The sequence below is a fragment of the Ligilactobacillus salivarius DSM 20555 = ATCC 11741 genome, from assembly GCF_001435955.1.
Lineage (GTDB): Bacteria > Bacillota > Bacilli > Lactobacillales > Lactobacillaceae > Ligilactobacillus > Ligilactobacillus salivarius.
Genome location: NZ_AYYT01000001.1, coordinates 67,869 through 90,362, shown reverse-complemented (window position 1 = coordinate 90,362; position 22,494 = coordinate 67,869). Strand labels below are relative to the sequence as shown.

Annotated in this window: 21 protein-coding genes and 1 other RNA gene; 21 read left to right on the top strand and 1 reads right to left on the bottom strand. The window is 33.1% G+C overall.

Translation table 11 applies throughout. The features are described from left to right. The first annotated feature begins 18 nt into the window (after nucleotides 1-18). Both rnpB and FC55_RS00430 read left to right on the top strand, forming a co-directional pair. Nucleotides 19-393: RNase P RNA component class B (gene rnpB / locus FC55_RS09725), an RNA gene on the top strand. An 87-nt stretch (nucleotides 394-480) separates the two neighbouring features. After that, nucleotides 481-1,611: a THUMP domain-containing class I SAM-dependent RNA methyltransferase gene (locus FC55_RS00430; protein WP_003700174.1), complete on the top strand. Its 1,131-nt coding sequence runs from the start codon at nucleotides 481-483 to the stop codon at nucleotides 1,609-1,611. On the opposite strand, the gene FC55_RS00425 is transcribed toward FC55_RS00430, so the two are convergent. Further along, on the bottom strand, nucleotides 1,608-1,994 hold the full coding sequence (locus FC55_RS00425) for an RNase H family protein (protein WP_003700175.1): 387 nt from the start codon (nucleotides 1,992-1,994) through the stop codon (nucleotides 1,608-1,610). The two genes, FC55_RS00430 and FC55_RS00425, sit on opposite strands and share 4 nt — an antisense overlap. A gap of 26 nt (nucleotides 1,995-2,020) precedes the next feature. On the opposite strand from FC55_RS00425, the gene FC55_RS00420 reads away from it, so the two are divergent. From FC55_RS00420 to dapF, 19 genes are all read left to right on the top strand, one after another. After that, nucleotides 2,021-2,395, top strand: a complete 375-nt coding sequence (locus FC55_RS00420) for an EbsA family protein (protein WP_003700176.1) — start codon at nucleotides 2,021-2,023, stop codon at nucleotides 2,393-2,395. 119 nt (nucleotides 2,396-2,514) lie between these two features. Then, complete coding sequence (locus FC55_RS00415) at nucleotides 2,515-4,173, top strand: formate--tetrahydrofolate ligase (RefSeq protein ID WP_003700177.1); 1,659 nt, start codon at nucleotides 2,515-2,517, stop codon at nucleotides 4,171-4,173. A 189-nt stretch (nucleotides 4,174-4,362) separates the two neighbouring features. Further along, nucleotides 4,363-4,818, top strand: a complete 456-nt coding sequence (locus tag FC55_RS00410; protein ID WP_003706241.1) for a hypothetical protein — start codon at nucleotides 4,363-4,365, stop codon at nucleotides 4,816-4,818. A gap of 136 nt (nucleotides 4,819-4,954) precedes the next feature. Then, on the top strand, nucleotides 4,955-5,596 hold the full coding sequence (locus FC55_RS00405; RefSeq protein ID WP_225355442.1) for a hypothetical protein: 642 nt from the start codon (nucleotides 4,955-4,957) through the stop codon (nucleotides 5,594-5,596). Nucleotides 5,597-5,986: 390 nt separating this feature from the next. After that, complete coding sequence (locus FC55_RS00400) at nucleotides 5,987-6,277, top strand: hypothetical protein (RefSeq protein ID WP_162853576.1); 291 nt, start codon at nucleotides 5,987-5,989, stop codon at nucleotides 6,275-6,277. A gap of 428 nt (nucleotides 6,278-6,705) precedes the next feature. Continuing rightward, on the top strand, nucleotides 6,706-6,876 hold the full coding sequence (locus FC55_RS09855) for a hypothetical protein (RefSeq protein ID WP_153232377.1): 171 nt from the start codon (nucleotides 6,706-6,708) through the stop codon (nucleotides 6,874-6,876). A gap of 9 nt (nucleotides 6,877-6,885) precedes the next feature. Beyond that, nucleotides 6,886-7,452: an SEC10/PgrA surface exclusion domain-containing protein gene (locus FC55_RS00395; protein ID WP_003700182.1), complete on the top strand. Its 567-nt coding sequence runs from the start codon at nucleotides 6,886-6,888 to the stop codon at nucleotides 7,450-7,452. Nucleotides 7,453-7,821: 369 nt separating this feature from the next. Further along, complete coding sequence (locus tag FC55_RS00385; protein WP_003700184.1) at nucleotides 7,822-9,171, top strand: MFS transporter; 1,350 nt, start codon at nucleotides 7,822-7,824, stop codon at nucleotides 9,169-9,171. A 132-nt stretch (nucleotides 9,172-9,303) separates the two neighbouring features. Beyond that, a complete protein-coding gene (locus FC55_RS00380) occupies nucleotides 9,304-10,002 on the top strand; it encodes a tRNA (adenine(22)-N(1))-methyltransferase (RefSeq protein ID WP_003700185.1) in 699 nt (232 codons plus the stop codon). Then, nucleotides 9,995-10,807, top strand: coding sequence for a Nif3-like dinuclear metal center hexameric protein (locus tag FC55_RS00375; RefSeq protein ID WP_003700186.1), 813 nt, complete (start codon nucleotides 9,995-9,997; stop codon nucleotides 10,805-10,807). Before FC55_RS00380 ends, FC55_RS00375 begins: the two co-directional genes overlap by 8 nt. A gap of 18 nt (nucleotides 10,808-10,825) precedes the next feature. Continuing rightward, complete coding sequence (gene pepT / locus FC55_RS00370) at nucleotides 10,826-12,067, top strand: peptidase T (protein ID WP_003700187.1); 1,242 nt, start codon at nucleotides 10,826-10,828, stop codon at nucleotides 12,065-12,067. 55 nt (nucleotides 12,068-12,122) lie between these two features. After that, nucleotides 12,123-12,779: a DNA alkylation repair protein gene (locus FC55_RS00365; protein WP_003700188.1), complete on the top strand. Its 657-nt coding sequence runs from the start codon at nucleotides 12,123-12,125 to the stop codon at nucleotides 12,777-12,779. Between the two features lie 100 nt (nucleotides 12,780-12,879). Then, nucleotides 12,880-13,812: a DMT family transporter gene (locus FC55_RS00360; protein ID WP_003700189.1), complete on the top strand. Its 933-nt coding sequence runs from the start codon at nucleotides 12,880-12,882 to the stop codon at nucleotides 13,810-13,812. Nucleotides 13,813-13,893: 81 nt separating this feature from the next. Then, nucleotides 13,894-15,150 (top strand): tetratricopeptide repeat protein, encoded by a 1,257-nt coding sequence (locus FC55_RS00355; RefSeq protein WP_003700190.1) that lies wholly within the window; start codon nucleotides 13,894-13,896, stop codon nucleotides 15,148-15,150. A gap of 382 nt (nucleotides 15,151-15,532) precedes the next feature. Further along, nucleotides 15,533-16,828 carry a histidine--tRNA ligase gene (gene hisS, locus FC55_RS00350; RefSeq protein WP_003700191.1) on the top strand — a complete coding sequence of 432 codons (1,296 nt, stop codon included), beginning with the start codon at nucleotides 15,533-15,535 and terminating at the stop codon, nucleotides 16,826-16,828. Between the two features lie 2 nt (nucleotides 16,829-16,830). Further along, nucleotides 16,831-18,603, top strand: coding sequence for an aspartate--tRNA ligase (gene aspS, locus FC55_RS00345; RefSeq protein ID WP_003700192.1), 1,773 nt, complete (start codon nucleotides 16,831-16,833; stop codon nucleotides 18,601-18,603). 131 nt (nucleotides 18,604-18,734) lie between these two features. Next, nucleotides 18,735-19,652, top strand: a complete 918-nt coding sequence (locus FC55_RS00340) for a magnesium transporter CorA family protein (protein ID WP_003700194.1) — start codon at nucleotides 18,735-18,737, stop codon at nucleotides 19,650-19,652. A 359-nt stretch (nucleotides 19,653-20,011) separates the two neighbouring features. Next, nucleotides 20,012-21,379 carry a Na+/H+ antiporter NhaC family protein gene (locus FC55_RS00335; protein WP_035149770.1) on the top strand — a complete coding sequence of 456 codons (1,368 nt, stop codon included), beginning with the start codon at nucleotides 20,012-20,014 and terminating at the stop codon, nucleotides 21,377-21,379. A 126-nt stretch (nucleotides 21,380-21,505) separates the two neighbouring features. Further along, on the top strand, nucleotides 21,506-22,483 hold the full coding sequence (gene dapF / locus FC55_RS00330) for a diaminopimelate epimerase (protein ID WP_003704372.1): 978 nt from the start codon (nucleotides 21,506-21,508) through the stop codon (nucleotides 22,481-22,483). Nucleotides 22,484-22,494 lie beyond the last annotated feature (11 nt).

Here is a 22,494-nt window from a genome sequence, read left to right as displayed (position 1 = left end):
TAATAAATTATATATGTAAATTTCTGGTAATCGCGGTCTATGTATATAGGCTGAGGAAAGTCCAAGCTTGCACAGGCTGAGATGCCTGTAGTGATCGTACTTGCTGAAAAAATAAGGCAAGGCACTGCTTTTAGTAGTGACGGCAGACAAAAGAGCTAAGGTTTCGGCTATGCTTGAGTAGTCTTGAAAAGTGCCACAGTGACGAAGTAATATAGGAAACTGTATTAGTGGAACGCGGTAAACCCTGCGAGCAGGTAACCCAAACTTTGGTAGGGGCGCTTCATGACGGAAATGAACTAATCATGGGGGCGAGTTTTTTAACTCGGAGATAGATGATTACCACCGATTCTAATTTTCCTGAATTAGATGACGTACAGAACGTGGCTTATAGAGATTTACATATCAGGGTGGCTAGGATATTAGGTAACTTCTATCCTAGCTTTTTTATTTTAGATAAATGTAAATTGAAAGGAATAAATTATGAACTTTAAATTAATTGCAACATGTGCTGCAGGTATAGAAAGTATCGTTGGTAACGAACTAAAGCATTTAGGTTATAAAGTGAATGTTGAAAATGGTCGAGTTAGATTTGATGGCGATGTAGCTGATATTGCTAAAACAAATCTATGGTTAAGAACAGCAGATAGAATAAAGATTGTAGTTGGTGAATTTACAGCTAAAACTTTTGAAGAGCTATTCCAAGGTGTTGAAGGTTTAAACTGGGAAGATTTTCTACCTTTAGATGCTGAATTTCCAGTAGCTGGTAAGTCTCAAAAATCTACTTTACATAATGTACCAAGTGTTCAAGCAATAACTAAAAAAGCAATTGTTACTAAAATGAGTACTGTCTATCATAGAAGAACTAAGTTACCTGAAACAGGGGCATTGTATCCAATTGAAGTGGCTATTAATAAGGACAAGGTCTTAATTACATTGGATACTACCGGTAGCAGTTTATTCAAACGTGGATACAGAGTAAATAAAGGTGGAGCCCCTCTAAAAGAAAATATGGCAGCTGCATTAGTTCTATTAGCTCGCTGGTATCCTGAAATGCCATTTGTAGATCCAGTATGTGGTTCTGGAACAATTCCAATTGAAGCTGCTTTGATTGGATGTAATATTGCACCTGGTTTGAAACGTAATTTTGCCTTTGAAGACTGGGATTGGGTTGATAAAGACATTATTAAACAAGCAAGAGAACAAGCACAAGCAGCAATCAAGAAAGATATTGATTTAGATATATCTGGATATGATATTGATGGAAGTATGATTGAAATTGCTAAAGAAAATGCTGTTCAAGCTGGAGTCCAAGATGTAGTTAACTTCAAGCAAATGGCAGTAAAAGACTTCAAAACAGATAAGATCAATGGTGTTATTGTAGCTAATCCGCCATATGGTGAGCGTTTAAGTGATAAAGAACATGTACATCAACTATATCAACAAATGGGTAAACTATACCAACCATTAACATCTTGGAGTAAGTACATTTTGACAAGTGACTTACAATTTGAACAATTTTATGGAACAAAAGCTACTAAACGTAGAAAATTATATAATGGTTCCTTACGTACAGATTTCTTCCAATACTGGGGAAAGAAGATAAGAAATTAATGCTCATGTAAAGCTTGAATAGCAAGTGTATGAGCCCCAGCGTTTTCTTTATCAGAAATCCAGTTATTTATGACAATTGGAAAATTTTCTTGAAGTGCTAATAGATCTGCTAGAGTTTGAGAATAACTTTTACTATATTGTTTTTCAAGACTATCAATTAAAATCTTGCTGTCAGAATAGAAAAAGACTAGATCTTCATCTGGAAAATTTTCAATAAGATAGTTAAAACCATGAATAGCGGCAATAAATTCTGCTTCGTGGTTATCAGTGGCAGAAATGTCATATTTTAATTGAGTTTGTTGCTGGTTCTTAACGATTAAGATTCCTGCAGCGAAAGTATGATTCTTTTGGTTTGTAGCAGCGTCTGTATATATTTTTAACATTATTATCAATCCTCGAGGTGTGTTTTATGAATAAGAAATATTTTTATCAACCAGATATTCCTGTATCAATATCTTGTTGGTCATTTACATTAATGATTTTGTTATTTTCTTTATTACTATGGTTAGAAATTACAGTCTTTCAAATTTGGACTGTTATTACTTTTATTATATTTGTACTAGTAGCGTTAATACAAGTGCTTTTACGAAAGGTAGAATTAAGTGATACAGAGCTCAGTTTTAGGGCAGTGATACCTTTTAATAACTTTAAAATAAAGAAAGTAGACATTAAAAAGATTGAAGTAAGAAAATATGGCTTGTTTATTAAAACTAAGTATCGGGATTACAGGTTGATAGTTTCAAAGAGATTTGTGGAAAATGCGTATAATAATATGGTTAAATAGGTGTATAATTCGTTATATACCTATTTTTATTTGCTGTAAAATATATTTTAGAAAAAAACAATGACAAAATCTTAATTATAGTATATACTTTAATTATTATTTGAAGGAGGAATCAGAAATTGAAAGATATTGAAATAGCACAAAAAAGTGAAATGTTACCAATAACTGAAGTTGCTCAAAAGGTGGGATTAACTGCTGATGAAATAGAACAATACGGTAAGTATAAAGCAAAAATCAGCTTACCTCTTTCTGCACGTGAACAAACAAAAAGAAAGTTGGTTTTAGTTACTGCAATTAACCCTACTCCAGCAGGTGAAGGTAAATCTACTGTAACAGTTGGTTTGGGCGATGCATTTAGTTTATTAAACAAAAAGGTAATGATTGCTTTACGTGAACCATCATTAGGACCTGTTATGGGAATGAAAGGTGGAGCTACTGGTGGTGGATATTCTCAAGTTGTTCCAATGGAAGATATAAACCTTCATTTTACAGGGGATATGCATGCATTAACAACTGCTAATAATACTTTAGCAGCTTTGATTGATAACCATATTTACCAAGGAAATAAATTAAACATCGATCAAAGACGTGTTATTTGGAAACGTGTATTAGATATTAATGATCGTGCATTACGTCATGTAGTAATCGGCTTAGGTGGAGCTACTCAAGGTATTCCAAGAGAAGATGGATTCGATATCACTGTAGCTTCAGAATTAATGGCTATTCTATGTCTTTCTAAAGATATTTCTGATTTAAAGAAACGTATCGGTCAAATTGTTATAGGATACAATTTTGATAAAGAACCAGTAACTGTAGATCAACTTGGAGTTACAGGTGCTATTACATTGTTATTAAAGGATGCTTGCAAGCCAAACTTGGTTCAAACACTAGCACATACTCCTGCAATTGTGCATGGTGGACCATTTGCTAATATTGCACATGGATGTAATAGTGTTCTTGCTACTCAAACAGCTTTGAATTTAGCTGATTACACAATTACAGAAGCAGGATTCGGTGCTGACTTAGGTGCTGAAAAATTCCTTGATATTAAAACTCCAGTGTTAGGAAAAACACCTGATACAATCGTAATTGTGGCAACTGCTCGTGCTTTGAAGATGAATGGTGGAGTAGCTAAGGATAATTTAGATGAAGAAAATGTTGCTGCAGTTGAACAAGGTTTTGCAAACTTGAAGAACCATATCCAAAGTATGAAACGTTATAATGTTCCTGTTGTAGTGGCAATTAATAAATTCACTCAAGATACTGATGCTGAATTAGCTAAGATTGTTGAACTTTGTGAACAAAATGATACTAGAGCAATTGTTGCTGACGTTTGGGCTAAAGGTGGAGAAGGTGCTACAGAATTAGCTAAAGCAGTTATTGAATCTTGTGATAATGATCAAGAATTTACAAGACTTTACAATAGCGATGATTCTGTTGAAGAAAAGATCAACAAGATTGTTACTGAAATTTACGGTGGCGATGGGGTTGAATTTAGTGCTAAAGCTAAGCGTCAATTAAGACAATTTGAAAAATTAGGTTGGAACCATCTACCTGTATGTATGGCTAAGACACAATATTCATTGTCTGATAATGCTAAAGTTTTAGGTGCTCCAAAAGGATTTAAGATTCATGTGCGTGAATTTGTACCAAAATTAGGTGCACAATTCCTTGTAGCATTAACAGGAAATATCTTAACTATGCCAGGTCTACCTAAAGTTCCAGCTGCAGATGGCATGGATGTTGATGAAAATGGAAAGATTAGTGGTTTATACTAATCAATCATTCGAATAAATTTGAAAATAATTTATAAAAGAGCTAGATGTTCGTTCTCAGCTCTTTTTTTATGTGATATAATAAAAACTGGGAAGATAATTGGTGCACCAAATCATCCCATATACCTCAACTACGTAAAGGCTCTGGTTGGTACATCACCAGAGCTTTTCATTTATAAAGGTGGAGTTAAATTGATTGAAAAAATTAGATTAAGAAAAAAGAAAAACGAAGTGGTTAAGGTTGGGGATGTTGTTAACTATCGTGGATCAATGTTTATTATTTTGAACGTCTTAGCTGTTCGCGTGATGATCAATCGTAAAAATGGAGAACTAATGACGATGAGTGATTGTTTAGGGCAGCAATATCGTACTCCTGATTTGTCTTCTGATTATATAACAACACAAGCTGAAATAACCTATGAACCAGAAGAATTTAGAAAAATATCGGTTGTTGGTGAATATATCTATGATCAAGAGACTGGAATTTGGGTTCAAATTAAAGCAATATTGGGCTATCACTTTGAAGGAAGAAACTTGGTGGTCAAGTATGAATTTGAACCGGTAATGGAACTACCAGCAGATGAAGTAGAAAAAGCCATAACTAAAAAGAGAAAATCTATTATGAAATTAGTAAAAAAGAATAGTTAATAATCCTGTTAGTTAGAGAACTAAGAGGATTTTTTATTTGGTCAAATAATAATTAAAATATAGAAAAATATTGACATAAATGCGAAAGAAAAGGTAAAATTAGCTTGTGAATAGTAGTAAAAAAGTGTTTATTGGAGTGGAAAATTTGAGAAAAGAAATTTTTGCAGCGGCAATATTAGCTGGAATTATTTTGACAGGTGCTAGGAGTCAAAGTGTTCAAGCTGAGGTGCTTTCAACTGATAGTAACAATGTAACCGAAGTTGAGACTTCAAAGGTAGCTAATAACAAGCAACTTACCCCAAATATAAGTATGTCTAAAGAAAATCAGACTCATGATTCAAGTAGCATGGTAAGTGCTGGGGAAACTTCTGATGTAAATGAAGTTCAAGAAAATAAGAGTGAAACTACATCAGATGATACATCTAATTTACGAGTACAATTAACTAGTTTATATGTTGATTTACAACCTAAACAAATGGCACTTAAAACAGTTGCTGCTACTAATGATACGCAAAGTATATTAGTTAGTACTAAATCAACCAAACAACAAGCTAAAAAAATCTTAGATGATAAGAAAAAAGACCTAGATACAGCAAAGCGTAACTTAGATAAAACAAATAAAGCTTTGGCTAATACTCAAATCAAGGTAACTGTTAATCAAGAAGTAGCTAAAAATGCACAAAAAGAATTGGATAGCTTGAATACTGATTTAACAGCAAAGCAAGCTGACTATGATAAAGCAGATAAAAAGCTGATGCTAAAGTTAATTACCAGGTAAAGAAAGCTATTCTAGCTAGCGCTAAGGAAGATAAAAGCAAGTTAAAAAAGGAACTAGCAAATGCTGAAGAGAAGCAAACTAGTGCCAAAAAAGTTTTTAAAACTTCTAAAAAGAAACTAACATCACTTAAAGAAAAAGTAGCACAAGCAAAAGAAGACTTAGATAAGGTATAAACTAAATTAGCTAAAGATCAAAAAAATGAACAAAAAGCTAAGGAAAACATAGCGAAATTAGAGGCAGATATTAAAACTAAACAGGCCGATTACGATAAAGCAAAACAAGAAATATCTATAAAACAAGAGGCTTTGAAGAAAGCACAAACTGAATTAGCGGAACAGAAAAAAGGTTAAAGCGCATGCCAAAAAGGTTTTAGATAAAGCTAATAAGGAATTGATTAAGGTTCAGGCAACAGTGCAAGATAAACAGGCTAAATTGAAGGAGTTACAAGATCAGTTTGGAAATTATGTGGGCGATGATGAGGAGCTAGCTGATACTAAAAAAGTATTAACCGAGGCTCAAACTAAATTGACCCAAGCTCAAAAAAATCAAGCAGATGCACAAAAAGATTATGACAAAACACAAGCTGATTATGAAACGAAAATAACTCAAAATAAGGAAGCTAAAGAAGCGTTAGCTGAATTTGTTACTCAAGAACAAGAGAAAAAGGCTGATAATGTCTAGAAGTCAATATTGAAATCTTAATTATTATTTTCAAACTATCAGATCCAATTCTAGTAGTTTTTTATTTGCTCAAAACCCATTACTATCAATATTTTTAAATGTTAAAAATGTTGACGGAAATATAGCGGGGGGGGGGGAGGTAGAATTAATTTGTAGTTAGTAATAAAAATTTAATTCGGGGTGAGAGAAAATGAAAAAGACAATCAAAACTATTGCTACAGCCACAGCAGTTGTTTCTGCTACAGCGTTAACAGTGAATGAAAAAGCTAAGGAAAATTAAGAAACTAAAGTTGCACAAGCAGAAAATGATGCTCAAGTAGCTCAACAAACTGCACAAAATGCTGTTAACCAAAAACAAAGTGAAGTTGATAAATTGAACAGTCAATTATCTAGTGTTAATACAATTACTTTGCCAGTAGGTTATGCAGATGCTATTAAAGCATAAAGCATATAGTAATTCACAAAATCCTGACGAATGGGCTACATTAAAAAATAAGATTCAACAAGTTGCTAATCCAGGTATGGAAATTAACACATACAAACATAATGAAAATGATGCAAAAATCCAAGTGGATTACAAGAACTTAACTCTAGAATAAAGAAAAGAATTGAGCTTATTTGTAGCAGACTTAATTAATCAAATTCGTCAACAATTTGGAACTCAAAAAACAATTATCACACCAAAATCATTAGAATATGCTAATAAAATAGTAGCAGGTTATAATGAAGAAAATTGGGATGCTTTTGGGGAACATATGACAGATGGTAAAAGTCATGATGATAATCTTATCGATAAAGTCGATAATAATATGCATACTTCTGGATTAGAAAATTTAGGTGGCTCATTGCAAGTATGGACATGGGACGATGATGGTAATTTATATAAGCTACCAATAGAAAAACAAACAATGGATTCAATGAAGAATAGCATTTATGAAACTATTTTAGCAATGATGTTTGATGATGCTTATTCAGGATGGGGACATGCACAAACGTTTATTGGCTATGGTGTGTATAATTTGGGGAAAACAAGTGTCGGTGTAGATTTTGTCATATTAACTATTAGGGAGCATTTGTTAGGGATTTTTATCTTATCTTTACTATGTGCCATAAATTCTCATTTAATGAGTAATAGTCGATACTTTAAAAAATATTTTGAAAAGTACTTTAAATAATTTTTCAAGAGAAGTATGTAAAAGTGCTTCTCTTTTTTATATAAATTACACGCTTACAAGTTATCCAATAATATACATTAGATATGAATAATTTTTATTTAAGTAAAACCTAACTGTACATCTTAATATTTTCTTAATAATTACGGAAATTACCTTATATAAAGGTAATATTGTATATAGAAACTTATTTTATAAAATTAAAAATAATGCTAGAAATTTGCAATAGTTTTAGAAATCATGATACGGTAGATATACAGAATTGCTCGAGTAAAATGAAAACAGCTGTAACTTTAGATGTTAAATTTACATCTAAAGAAACAAGGAGGAATCGGAAAGACATACTCGTACACTATGTCTTATATTTAATTTATGAAATATATCAAAAAAGAATTACAAAGTAAAAAGGATTACAAGAAGGCACCATTTTCAGATGTTCACTGGCGTGTCTACATTTCAATCTTGTTAGGACAGATTGCTTGTGGATATGCACTTGGAATAAGTGGTATTGCTTTAGATCAAGCAGGATCATATTTACCATTGACTAACTTTTGGACTGGTTTGATCGGTGCTGGTGGTCTTATTGGGTTATTCGGTAGTATTTTTATGGGACGTTTAGCTGATAAAGTCGGAAGAAAAGGGCTTTTGATGTTGAACATGTACATTTTTACAATCCTATCGTTAGCACACCTATTTGTAACAAATTTATTTTTAATTTTTCTTTTGCGATTAGGTTTAGGATTAATGATGGCTATTGATTATACAGTGGGTAATGCGTTGTTAATTGAATGGTTACCAACTGGTGAAAGTGGTAAAAAGCAAAGTAGATTATTAATTTACTGGTCAATAGGTTTCATTTTAGCGTACTTGATAGGTTCTTATTTAGGTGGATTTTCTCAAGGTTGGAAGTATAGTTTTGCCTCATCATTTATTTTTGGATTAATAGCTGCTGTATTCCGCTCATTTGCAAAGATTCCAGCTTCTCCAAGTTGGTTAGCAAGTCGTGGTAAAAATGCTAAAGCTCAAAAAGTAATTCAACGTAATTTAGGAAGTAAATGGGGATTATCAGAAAGACTTCTATCCATTAAAGTTAAAAACATTTCATGGCTACATCTTTTTAGTAAGAACTATCGTCGTCAAACATTAGTTGGTGGATTATTCTATGCTAGTCAGGCATTCTCATTTTTTGGTATAAGTATTTTCTTACCAATCTTGCTAAAGAGTATGGGAGTTACTAATGCCGATATGTCAGGTATTCTTTATAACGGAAGTATGTTAATTGGTGTAGTTATTGGGATCTGGATTTTTAACAAAATTAGTCGTCGCTCATTTTTAGTTGTCAGCTTTTTAAGTTCAGCGATTGCTTTAGCTGCAATGGTATTCTTAGATATATCAATGTGGGCTAAATTAGGTATCTTTTCTCTGTTTTCTGTGATCTTATCTTCATCATTGGTATTGGATTATCCATATCCTTCAGAGTTATTTGATGTTAAGGTTCGTGCAACAGGGATGGGTATCTGTATAGCTATCAGTCGAATTGGAGCTGCATGTGGTACATTCTTATTACCTATTTTAACTGATATGGGTGGCTCTCAATTAGCGATGTTAGTATGTGCTCTAGTCCTACTTATAGGAAGTATGATTTGTTTAGTATGGGCACCAGAAACATCACCTAAGTTTATGAAAAAGAATGAAATTCTTGAAAATGAAGTAACAGAATAAATTCAGAAGATTTGGCAATTCAACTGCCAAGTCTTTTTTTGTTGTAAAAAGCAAGAAAATATCAGTAAGTATAGATATATCTTTTTAAAGCCGGTATACTTAATATATAGAATTTAGATTAAGGGGTATCGTATGGACGGAAATAAATTATCATATCGTTTACAAAAAGTGGCAGAATATGTCCCTGCAGATAGTAGATTAGCGGACATCGGTTCTGATCATGCTTATTTACCAGCATATCTAGCATTAAAAGGTAAAATTAACTTTGGAATTGCTGGTGAAGTTGTTAAGGGACCTTTTCAAAATGCTCAAAATGAAATTAAAAAAGAAAACTTACAAGAGATAGTAGATGTTCGTTTGGCTGACGGATTAGCTGCAGTTGAACTTTCAGATGAGATTAACGTAGTTACAATCTGTGGTATGGGTGGTCCGTTAATTTGTCAGATTCTAGAAGAAGGAAAGGCTAAGTTAGCTAATCATCCTCGTTTAGTTTTACAACCTAATGTAGGTGAGAAAAATGTCAGAGAATGGTTAATAGCTAACAACTATCAAATAATTGCCGAAGATGTTTTAGAAGAAGACAGACATATCTATGAAATTATCGTAGCGGAATTTGTTGATGCAAAGGCCGAGTTGACAGCTAAAGAATTAGAATTTGGGCCTTACTTAATGAAAGAAAAGAACGAAGTCTTTAAGCATAAATGGCAAAAAGAATTGGATAAGATTGAAACAGTTAAAGTTCAGCTGGAAAAAGCCAAGGAAAAGCCAGTTGCTAAGTTAGAATATCTAGACGAACAAGTAAAACTAATAGAAGGTGTATTAAATGACTAAAGTTATAGATATTGTAAATAAATTTGAAGAATTTGCGCCTAAAAGAATCGCTGAAGATGGCGATCCAATTGGCTTGCAATTAGGTTCTTTACATAATGATGTACATAAAATGATGGTGACTTTAGATGTAAGACCTGAAACTGTCGATGAAGCTATTGAAAATAATGTTGATTTTATTTTTGCACATCATCCTGCAATGTTCGTTCCAGTTAAGAAATTTGATTTAGATGTTCCACAAAACGCGATGTATGCTAAGTTAATCAAACATGATATTACAGTGTATGGTGCGCATACAAACTTGGATAATGCTAATGGTGGAATGAATGATTGGTTAGCTGAACAATTAGGATTAGAAAATACAGAATTCTTACTACCTACTAAGGTAGATCCTGTTTCAAACGAAAAATATTCTATGGGCCGCGTAGGAGAGTTAAAAGATAGTTTAACAGCTATGGAATTTGCAGAATATTGCAAGAAAGTATTAAATTTACGTGGCTTACGTTTAATAGCAGCAGACAACCAAAAGCCAGTTAAACGTGTAGCAGTCCTTGGTGGTAGTGGTGGTCGGTTCTTTAACGCTGCTTTACTACATAAGGCGGATGCATACGTTACAGGTGATATCTCATACCATACAGGTCATGATATGATTGCTGCGGGCTTAACAGTGGTTGATGCAGGGCATCATATTGAATCTATTTGCAAACCAAAGTTGACAGATAAATTCAAAAAGTGGAATAATGAGAATGATTGGGAAATCGATATTTATCAATCCAAATTAAATACTGATCCATTTCAGTTCATTTAAGCGAAAGGTGTGTCGAAAATGGCAAAATATGAAAATTTAGTTACTAGATTTTTGAAATATGTAAAAACAGAAACTCGTTCAAATGAGGATTCAACAACAATCCCTTCAACTCAAACACAAGTTGAATTTATTAAGGAACTTGCTAATGAGCTTAAAGGATTAGGACTACAAAATGTTCATATTTCTGATGAAAGTGGATATGTATTTGCTACTTTACCAAGTAATCTAGAAGATGATGCTAATACTAAAGTAGTAGGTTTCATTTCTCATGTTGATACAGCAGACTTTAATGCACATAATGTTCAACCCCAAATAGTAGAAAATTACGATGGAGAATCTGATATTAAGTTAGATGAAGCAGGTAATTTTGTGCTAACAACAGCAGAATTTCCTAACCTAAAGAATTATAAAGGTCATGATTTGATAACAACAGATGGTTCAACTTTATTGGGTGCTGACGATAAATCTGGTGTAGCCGAAATTATGTCTGCAATGGAATATTTGCAAGCACATCCAGAAATTAAACACGGCGAAATTAAAGTTGGTTTTGGTCCTGATGAAGAAATTGGTACAGGTGCTGATAATTTCAATGTTGAAGACTTCGGTGCTGATATTGCCTACACAGTAGACGGTGGTCCTTTGGGTGAATTAGAATATGAAACTTTCAATGCTGCTCAAGCTAAGTTGACATTCAAAGGAAAAGATGTGCACACAGGTACTGCTAAGAATGTAATGGTAAATGCTATTCAATTAGCAATTAATTACCAAAATTCACTTCCAGCAGATGAAGTTCCAGAAAAGACTGAAGGTAGAGAAGGATTCTTCCATTTATTTAAATTTGATGGATCTGTTGAAGAAGCACATACAACTTACATCATTCGTGATCATGATAGAAAGCATTTTGAAGAACGTAAGCAATTGATGTTAGACATTGCCGAAAGAATGAATACTGAACTAGGTGAAGAACGTGTAGTTATTGATTTACAAGACCAATACTACAATATGCGTGAAGTATTAGAAAAAGACATGACAGCAGTTGACATTGCTAAGGAAGCTATGGAAGATTTAGGAATAACTCCTGAAATTTATCCAGTTCGTGGTGGTACAGATGGTTCCAAGATTTCATTCATGGGATTGCCAACACCAAATCTTTTTGCTGGTGGCGAAAATATGCATGGACGTTATGAATATGTATCTACACAAGTAATGGAAAAAGCTACAGATGTAATTTTAGAAATCGTTAAGTTGTTAGCAAAATAATTGAGTATGAATCTATCAGATTTCGGTCTGGTAGATTTTTTTAAGGAGAAAAATCATGGCAAGTGTTCAATGGGTTGAAAATGAATTTGAAAAACATAGAAATCTAGATAATGCTTTACATATGGCAAAATACATGCGCAACCAATTTGATTTTTATGGGATAAAAACACCTGAGCGTAGGAGTATATATAAGGATATTATAAGAGAAGCAAAGAAAGCTGAAAGTGTAGATTGGCAATTGTTAAATGAATGCTGGAATAATGATTATCGAGAATTCCAATATTTTGTGTGTGATTACCTTAAAGCGTTGCAAAAGTTTTTAGTTTTTGATGATATCGATAAAATTAGACCTTTTATTGAAACTAAACAGTGGTGGGACACGATAGATAGTTTAGATACTGTTATCGGCAATATTAATGATTCAAGGGTTAATGACTTAATGCTTAAATGGTCTGTGAGCGATGATATTTGGTTTAGAAGAATTGCAATTAATCATCAACGAGGTAGAAAAGATAAAACCGATACTGTACTTCTAGAGAAGATATTAATTAATAACTTAAATAATAATGAGTTTTTTATTAATAAATCAATAGGTTGGGCATTAAGAGATTATTCTAAGACAAATACGGATTGGGTTAAGAATTTCATTACTAAACATAAGTCAGGATTAAGTACTTTAAGCATTAGAGAAGCTAGTAAATACCTTAAATGAATGATAAAAAAGTTAATACAATTAGAGAAATATAATTGAAAAATATAAGTTTCTTACTATATAATTAATTAGTTATAACAATTTATGAGGTGATTATTTTATGAAGTCTTCATCAAAAGTTATGAAGGGTATCTTCTGGTCAGCTGTCGCTTCAGCAACATGGGGTATTTCAGGGACCACAATCCAATTTATCTCACAGAATCAACATATTCCGACAGATTGGTTTCTTTCGACACGTACATTAGGTTCAGGAACCATTCTTCTAATAATTAGTTTTATTTTATATGGTAAGAAAACATTTAATGTATTTTCAACATGGAAAAGTTTTGGTCACTTGTTTGCTTATGCAACTTTAGGATTAATGGCAAACTTATTGACATTCTACTTAGCAATTCAAAGTGGTAATGCTTCTGCAGCAACAATCTTACAATATTTAAGTCCACTTTTCATAGTTCTAGGTGGTATTTTTATTAAACATCAAAGACCTTTATCAACAGACTTGATAGCATTTATCATTTCACTGTTAGGTGTTTTACTGGCAATTACAAAGGGTGATTTAACCCAAATGTCTATCCCAATGAATTCATTTTTATGGGGACTAGGTTCAGGCATTACTGCTGCTTTCTATGTTGTTTTACCTAGACCAATTGCTCAAGACAATCCACCATTGGTAGTATTGGGCTGGGGTACATTCATCGCTGGAGTGTTATTCAATATATACCATCCAGTTTGGATAAACACACCACACATTACATCAACTGTGGTCTTATCTATTTCCACTGTTATTTTAGTAGGAACAATCATTCCATTTGGATTACTTTTATATAGTTCTAGATTTGCTCCTTCTGATGTTATTAGTATTATGGATGCCTTACAACCAGTAACAACTTCAATCTTGAGTGTGATTTTCTTAGGATTAGAAATGAACTGGGTAGAAATAGTAGGTATTATCTTGGTAATTGTTGCGATTTATATTTTGCAACGTGGCCGTCGAAATATGGAAAAAATCAATTATCGTGAAGATGAATTTTAAAGTGTAGAGTAAATCTACACTTTTTTTATAGGATTTATGCTATAATTTTATTCGACAATTTTGAAAGGGGTACGTGTATTAATGACTTATGCTGAAAAGGTATTAGATGAAATTGAAAAAGGAAATTATGAAGAAGCACGTAAACATTTTGGCTGGTCTTTAAGAAAAGATTCAGATGATATGATATATAGTTTGGCAGAAGAATTATATTCTTTGGGATTTTCTAATATGGCCAAACGTGCCTACCAAACCTTATTGGAACGTTATCCTGACGAAGATAGTTTGAAAACAGCTTTGGCAGACATTGCCATTAGTGAAGGTGAAGATGATGAAGCTTTAGAATATCTAAGCAGTATTACACCAGACTCTGAAGCATATCTTCAAGCTTTATTAGTTTCAGCAGATTTATATCAAACACAAGGAATGTTTGAAGTAAGTGAACAAAAATTATTGCAAGCATTAGATCTAGCTCCAGATGAAGAAATTATACGTTTTGCCTTAGCAGAATTGTACTACAATATCAAACAATATAAACAAGCAATTCCTATTTACCTAGATCTTATCAAACAAGGTAATTTCTCAATTTCGCAAGTAAATCTGGTACAAAGATTGGGAATGTCATATGCTTTATCAGGACAATTTGAAAAAGCTTTGGCATACTTGGAACAAATTCATAGTGAAGAAAGAGACGATGATACACAGTTCCAATTAGGAATTACTCAATATGAATTGGGACATATTGAAGATGCAATCAGTAGTTTTGAAAAGTTAAGGGATACTTCTCCAGATTATGCTACAACTTACTCATATTTAGCAGTGGCTTATGAAAAAGAAGGACAACTTCAAAAGGCATTAACAACCTTACAAGAAGGAATTGCAGTAGATGAATACAATATTAAGTTGTATCAAAAGGCTAGTGAGTTAGCTGCTAAATTAGGTCAACGTGATGAAGCTGAGCGTTATTTACTAATAGCTTTAGATCAAGAACCTGATAATTTGACAATTGTAATTATGTTGAGTAATTTACTCATTGAGTACGGAAAATTCGAACAAAATATTGAATTACTAACAGATTATCTAGATCAAGATGAAATCGACCCTCAACTATATTGGAACTTAGGTCGTTCATATGCTAATTTAGATAACTATGATGATGCTATTAAGTATTATGATGCGGCTTCTGAACAAATTTCATCGTTAGAATTCTTAAAAGATGCTGCTATTTTTTATCGTAATGCTGGCGATAGACAAAAAGCTAAGATGTTCGTTGATGAATATCTAGCAAGTCAACCTAATGATAGTGAAATGTTAGAATTACAAGATGAACTGTTATATTAGGTAAAGTTTTGTACTAACGATTATGATTTTAGGATATAAAAGTCATTGTTTCTATGTTATAATATACCGGTATTAATTAATAATTATGACTATAGATATTGACAAAATTAATTTTTGTCAGTATTCTCTAATTTAGATTTAAAGCCGAATGAAAGAAGAGTATCTAAACAATTGTTGACAGAGAATGGATGATTGGTGAAAATTCCAGCTATGATTTTTAGAGAAAGACACTTTTTAGGTATATATGTAATGTATATCGTTAGCCGCGTTAACGCTAGAGAGCATAAAATCAAGGTGGTACCGTGCAACTAGCACCCTTGTTGTCTATCAAACTAGGTAGATAACAGGGGTGCTTTTCGGTTTAATAAGGGAGGAAATTTTAATGAAGTATCAACGTCCTAAAGGAACAGCTGATATTTTGCCAAGTGAATCTGCAAAATGGCAATATGTAGAAGAAAAAGCTCGAGAATTGTTTAAAAAATATCGCTATGAAGAAATGAGAACACCAATTTTCGAAAGCTTCGAAGTTTTTTCACGCACATCTGGTGAAACTTCAGATATCGTTACTAAAGAAATGTATGATTTCTACGATAAAGGTGATCGTCATATAACTCTACGTCCAGAAGGAACAGCTGGGGTTGTAAGAAGTTTTGTAGAAAATAAATTATATGGTCCAGAAGTTCAAAAACCATTCAAAACTTATTATATGGGACCTATGTTCCGTTATGAACGTCCACAATCTGGTCGTTTACGTGAATTCCATCAAATCGGTGTAGAAGCATTTGGTGTTGATAATCCAACATTAGATGTTGAAGTTATGGCAATGGCAGTAGATTTACTAAAGAGTTTTGGCTTAAATAGTTTACGTGTAGCTGTAAACACATTAGGAGATCTTGAAACTCGTAACAACTATCGTCAAGCTTTAATTGACTATCTAGAACCATTTGAAGCTGAATTATCAGACGATTCCAAGGAAAGATTACATAAGAATCCTTTACGTGTACTAGATAGTAAAGATGAAAAGGATAAAGAAATTGTTGCTAATGCACCTTCTATTTTAGATTACTTAACAGAAGATGCACAAAAACATTTTGAAACTGTAAAGAGTCTATTGAATGATTTAGGTATTGAATACGTAATCGATAGTAACATGGTACGTGGTTTAGACTACTACAACCATACTATTTTTGAAATTATGAGTGACTCCAAAGCATTCAATGGTAAATGGACTACAGTTTGTGCTGGTGGTCATTACAGTGGCTTAGTAGAACAATTAGGTGGCCCACAAACACCAGGTGTCGGTTTTGGATTAGGTGTTGAAAGATTACTATTAATCTTAGATGCAGAAGAAGATGCTTTACCAATTGAAAATCCACTAGATGTTTATGTAGTAGGAATTGGTGATGTAACTAATGCAGTAACTTTGAAATTAGTTCAAAATCTTCGCCATCAAGGATTTACAGCAGACAGAGATTACCTTAATCGAAAACCTAAAGGACAATTTAAGTCTGCAAACCGTTTAAATGCAAGATTCACTTTAACTATCGGTGAAACTGAGCTTCAAGAACAAGAAGCAAATCTCAAATTTATGGAAAATGGTAATGAAATTTCTGTAAAACTTGAGGATGTAGAAAATGATTTTGCAAGTCTAGAAAAATTAGCAGTAGAAGGGGAATAAGAATGAGAAGAACAACTTATGCAGGATTAGTTGATGAAAAATATCTTGATCAAGAAGTTTGCCTAAAAGGTTGGGTACAAAAGCGTAGAAATTTAGGTAACTTAATTTTTATTGACTTACGTGATATTGAAGGGATTGTTCAATTAGTATTTAGCCAAGAATTCAATCCTGAAGCTTTAAAGGTTGCTGAACAATTACGTAGTGAATATGTCATTGAAGTTAAGGGTAAAGTAGTGGCTAGAGGAGAAAAAGCTATTAACCCTAACATGAGAACAGGTAAAGTTGAAGTTGAAGTTTCAGATATTGAAATTTTAAACAAGGCTAAGACAACGCCGTTTGATATTGCAGATGATATTAATGCATCAGATGATTTACGTTTACAATATCGTTATCTTGATTTACGTCGTCCGGAAATGCAAAAAGCTTTGATGATACGTAATCGTATTACTCAAACTGTTCATAGCTACTTGGATGAAAATCACTTTTTAGATATTGAAACACCATACTTGACACGTTCAACTCCAGAAGGTGCACGTGATTACCTTGTACCTTCACGTGTATATCCAGGTCATTTCTATGCTTTACCACAATCACCACAATTGTTCAAGCAATTATTAATGGGTGCAGGTTATGATCGTTATTACCAAATTGCACGTTGCTTCCGCGATGAAGATTTACGTGGTGACCGTCAACCTGAATTTACACAAATTGATATTGAAACTTCCTTTATGTCTGCTGAAGAAATTCAAGAAATGACAGAAGGATTATTGAAGCGTGTTATGAAGGAAACTTTAGATGTTGATATCAAGACACCAATTCAAAGAATTACTTGGAATGAAGCAATGGACAGATTTGGTTCTGACAAGCCAGATATTAGATTTGGTATGGAATTAAAAGATATGTCTGGTGCAGTTCAAAATGCTGGTTTCAAAGTCTTTGATATGACACTTGAAAATGGTGGTCAAGTAAAAGCTATCACTGTTCCAGGTGGTGCTGATAAGTATTCACGTAAACAAATTGAAGAAAAGCAAGAATACATTAAGCGTTTTGGAGCTAAAGGATTAGCTTGGGTAAAAGTTACTGATGATGGATTAACTGGACCAATTGCTAAATTCTTTACTGAAAGAGCTGAAGACATTAAAGCAGCAGCAGAAGCTAAGAGTGGAGACTTAATTTTATTCGTAGCATCTAACCGTAAAGTAGTAGCAGATTCTTTAGGTTACTTGCGTGTAGCAATTGCTAAAGAAATGGATATGATTAATAAAGATGAATTTGCATTTATCTGGGTTGTAGACTGGCCATTATTTGAATATAGTGAAGAGTTTGATAGATATATCGCTGCACACCATCCATTTACAATGCCTAATGAAGAAGATTTAGATTTATTAGAAACTGATCCTCACAAATGCCATGCTCAAAGTTATGATATTGTACTTAATGGTTATGAATTGGGTGGTGGATCAATCCGTATCCACAGACGTGATATTCAAGAAGCGATGTTTAAGGCTTTAGGATTCACAAAAGAAAAAGCAGAAGAACAATTTGGTTGGTTCATGGATGCATTAGACTTTGGTTTCCCTCCACATGGTGGTTTAGCTTTAGGTTTAGATAGATTTGCGATGTTACTTGCAGGTAAAGATAATATTCGTGAAGTTATCGCATTCCCTAAGAATTCCAAGGCTTCTGAACCATTGACACATGCCCCAAGTACTGTAGCTCCAAAACAATTGGATGAACTATACTTGAAGACAGATGTTCCTGAAGAAGATGAATAATTAATTAAGAGTATGAATTTGACGATGTTCAGATTCATACTCTTTTTTCAATAATTACTTGTAGTAAACATAATAGTAAGGTAATATTATCAAGTATGGTATTTAGATATATAAAAAGATGAGGTGAGAGAATGATAACGCGTCAAGAAATAAATGGAAAGTCACCATTAAATTATAGTTGGTACGATATTAAAAATATTGATGATAATGATATTATAAAATTGAAGAAAAGGTTTCATTTTACGCCGACTATTATTTCATATGTTGCCGATAGAAACGAACGTCCTCACTATGATCACGATAGCTTAACTCATAGTGAATTAATAGTATACGATGTTCCTGTTTGGCCAGAAGAAAAATCTGATCATTTTACGACTCGTCCTCTAATTTTTCTATTACAAGGAACTACAGTATATACTTTTCACACTAATGCTACTGAGGATATATTTGAAGAGTTTAAAGAAGAACGCGCTCATGAAGCACAAGATGCTACGGAATTTATCATGCTATTCTTACTTCATGTAACTCAATATTTCCAACGAGCTCTAACACAATTAAATCATCAATTAAATGAGTTAGATAGAAGATTGAATACTAAAATTAAAAATAAAGATTTATTGGAATTAGCACAAATGGAAAGAAGTTTAGTTTTTGTTTCAAGTAGTGCTAGAACTAATTTGATGATGTTAGAAGATTTGAAGAACACACCGATGTCTTGGCAAATTACTAAGTCAGCTCAAGAAAGATTAGATGATGTTTTGATTGAAGCTGAGCAGGCCTCAAGAACGGTTGAAATTTCTAATGAAGTGACAGAAAAAATTTCTAAGACATCAAATAATATCTTGAATAATAACTTGAACGATACAATGAAGTTCTTAACAGTGTGGTCCTTGATTTTAACTATTCCAACCATTATTACAGGTTTCTTTGGAATGAACGTTAAATTACCAATTTTAAACAACGGATTTGACTGGATTTTAGTAGTTTTCGTTAACTTTTTATTGATGGGTGGATTATATCTCTACTTGAAAAAGAATGATTTTATTTAAAAAATATTTGACAAGAAATTTATCTATGTTAAACTAACTTTATCTTATTAATGATTTAATTAGACTTTAATCTGGGTGTCAGAAAGCTAATGGGTGATGCGAATTAGTCAGGATTAAATGTTCGAAATACATATAAGTTCGGTTAGTAGGACCGTTATTGCCTACATGGAGTGGAACTTTAACAGTTCAATGTGGGTGGTACCACGGTTATTTAGATCGTCCCAGTTATACATTATTGTATGACTGGGATTTTTTTATGGAAGGATTGATCGAAATGGGCAACAAAAATTGCGGAGGCATTATCCGATATTGGAAGCTAGATTAATAATTTAATTTAGTTACTAATGGAGGAATGTAAAATGAAAAAATTTAGTTTAAAAGAGTCAGTAGGAATTTTACTATTATTACTAATTATTTTAGCAGGTGGAGTAAATCAAGGCCTATCTCCAGAAACTCCTGTATTAACAGTTATTGCAATTTTAATTTTAATCGCTAAACTACATGGTGCTGACTGGGAAAAAATTCACAAAGGAATTAAAGAAGGCATCAGTACTGCATTAATCCCAATCTTTATCTTTATACTAATTGGGATCCTAATAGCTGTGTGGATTAAAGCAGGAATTATCCCAGCATTAATGGTTGTTGGTTTTAAATTAATAAGCGTTAAGTTCTTTGTGCCTTCTGTTTTTCTTGTATGTGCTTTAGTTGGTGCTTCAATTGGGAGTGGGTTTACAACGATTTCTACAATTGGAATTGCTCTTTTTGGAATGGGAATCACAATGAACATGAACCCAGCATTAGTTGCAGGAGCAATTTTATCTGGTGCGATATTCGGTGATAAGACATCGCCATTATCTGACTCAACTAACTTAGCTTCAGCAATTTCTGGAACAGATTTATTTGCTCATATCAAAAATTTAATGTGGACTACGATTCCAGCTTTATTAATTTCTTTAGTAGTTTTTGTATTTATTGGTCAAGGAAAAACAGAACCTGACTTTGCTAAAATAGATGCAACTATGAAAATTCTTAGTCAAAACTTCTCAATTTCATGGGTTGCTGCTATCCCTGTAATCTTAATGTTTTTATGTGCATGGTTTAAAATCCCAGCAATTCCAACTTTATTTATAAATATTGCTGTTTCAACCGGAATTATTTTAGTAAATGATCCTCATATCTCACTAAAAGGTTTAGCTGCTTTAATGGAAACAGGATATGTAGCTCATACTAAGAATGAAGCAGTAAATGCATTGCTGACTAGAGGTGGAATCTCTAATATGATGGGAACTGTTTCTTTGATTATAACAACATTAGCACTTGGTGGTTTACTAATGGAATTAGGAATCATTCAAACTGCGATGGAACCACTAATTCAAAGATTAAATAGACCAGGGAAATTGGTTCTAAGTACTATCTTTGCAGGAATTGGAATAAATCTTTTTGTTGGGGAACAATACTTATCTGTTATTCTTCCAGGTAGAGCATTCAAGGATGCATTTGATAGGGTAGGTTTAGCCCCATTAGCACTTGGACGTGTCTTGGAAGATGGTGGTAGTGTAATCAACTACCTTATTCCTTGGGGTGTTGCAGGATCTTTTGCAGCCTCAACCTTAGGTGTTCCAGTACTAGAATTTTTACCGTTTACTTTATTTGCATTACTATCACCAATTCTTTCAGTAATTAGTGGATATACTGGAATTGGTTTAAAGATGAAGAAAGAAAATTAATTTTATATAATTCTGATAGCCGTCTATAGTTAGTTTCAAACTAATAATAGATGGTTTTTCTTTCGCAAATTAACGTAAAGTCTGGTATGATAAACTTAAAATGCACATTTTATGGAGGAAAGTAGAATGGAAATGCTTAAAGTACATGGTTCTGGTAATGATTTTTTCATTCTTGATGAAGATAATCTTGAAGAGCCTTTAACAGAAGAAGAACTTATCCAATTAGCACAAAAGGTTTGTGATCGCGATACAGGATTACATGGTGGTGCTGACGGTGTCTTATATGTCCAAGCTGGTCATGAAGGCACAGATGGCAGAATGCGTGTTATAAATGCTGATGGTAGTGAAGCAAGTATGTGTGGAAATGGTATTAGAACTGTTGCTCGCTACTTAAGCGAAAAGAAAAATTTAGCAGAATTTAAAATTCAAACGATGCATGCTGATCTTGAAGTGAAGAAAGCTGATAAACTAGCAGAAAAGGTTCCAGCATTTGATGCGGAAATTTCCCCAGTTAGTTTCGATGCACAAGATTTACTAATGCACGTAGGTAAAGAAAAATTAATTGATGATTATATTCCAGAGTTATCAAAAGCAATTAAATTTTCTGCAGTAGCAGTTCCTAATCCACATTTGATTGCATTTGTTGATCATGAAACATTGATGGGTGAAGAATTAGGAAGAATTGCTAGTTATTTAAATAACGGAAATAATCCAATTTTCCCTGATGGCGTAAATGTAAGTTTTGTTGAAATTCTAGAACCAGGTAAGATCTTTGTTCGTACATTCGAACGTGGGGTAGGTTTCACAAATGCGTGTGGTACGGCGATGTCAGCTTCAAGTTTGATGTACGTCCTACTACATTCTGACCAAATTGACTTTGAAAAGTTGATTACAGTTATTAATCCTGGTGGTATGGTAAGAACAATGGTTCACAAACGTGAAAATGGTGACTATTGGATGTCATTGATTGGTAATGCGACAGAAGTGGCTAAGGTTAATATTTCTCAAGCAGATGCAATCAATGGTAACTTTGATAATTTCACATGGAATGAAACTGGTGAGCAAGCGGCTTATGAAGCATTTATTGCTCAACTTCACAGATAGAAGGAAAAATT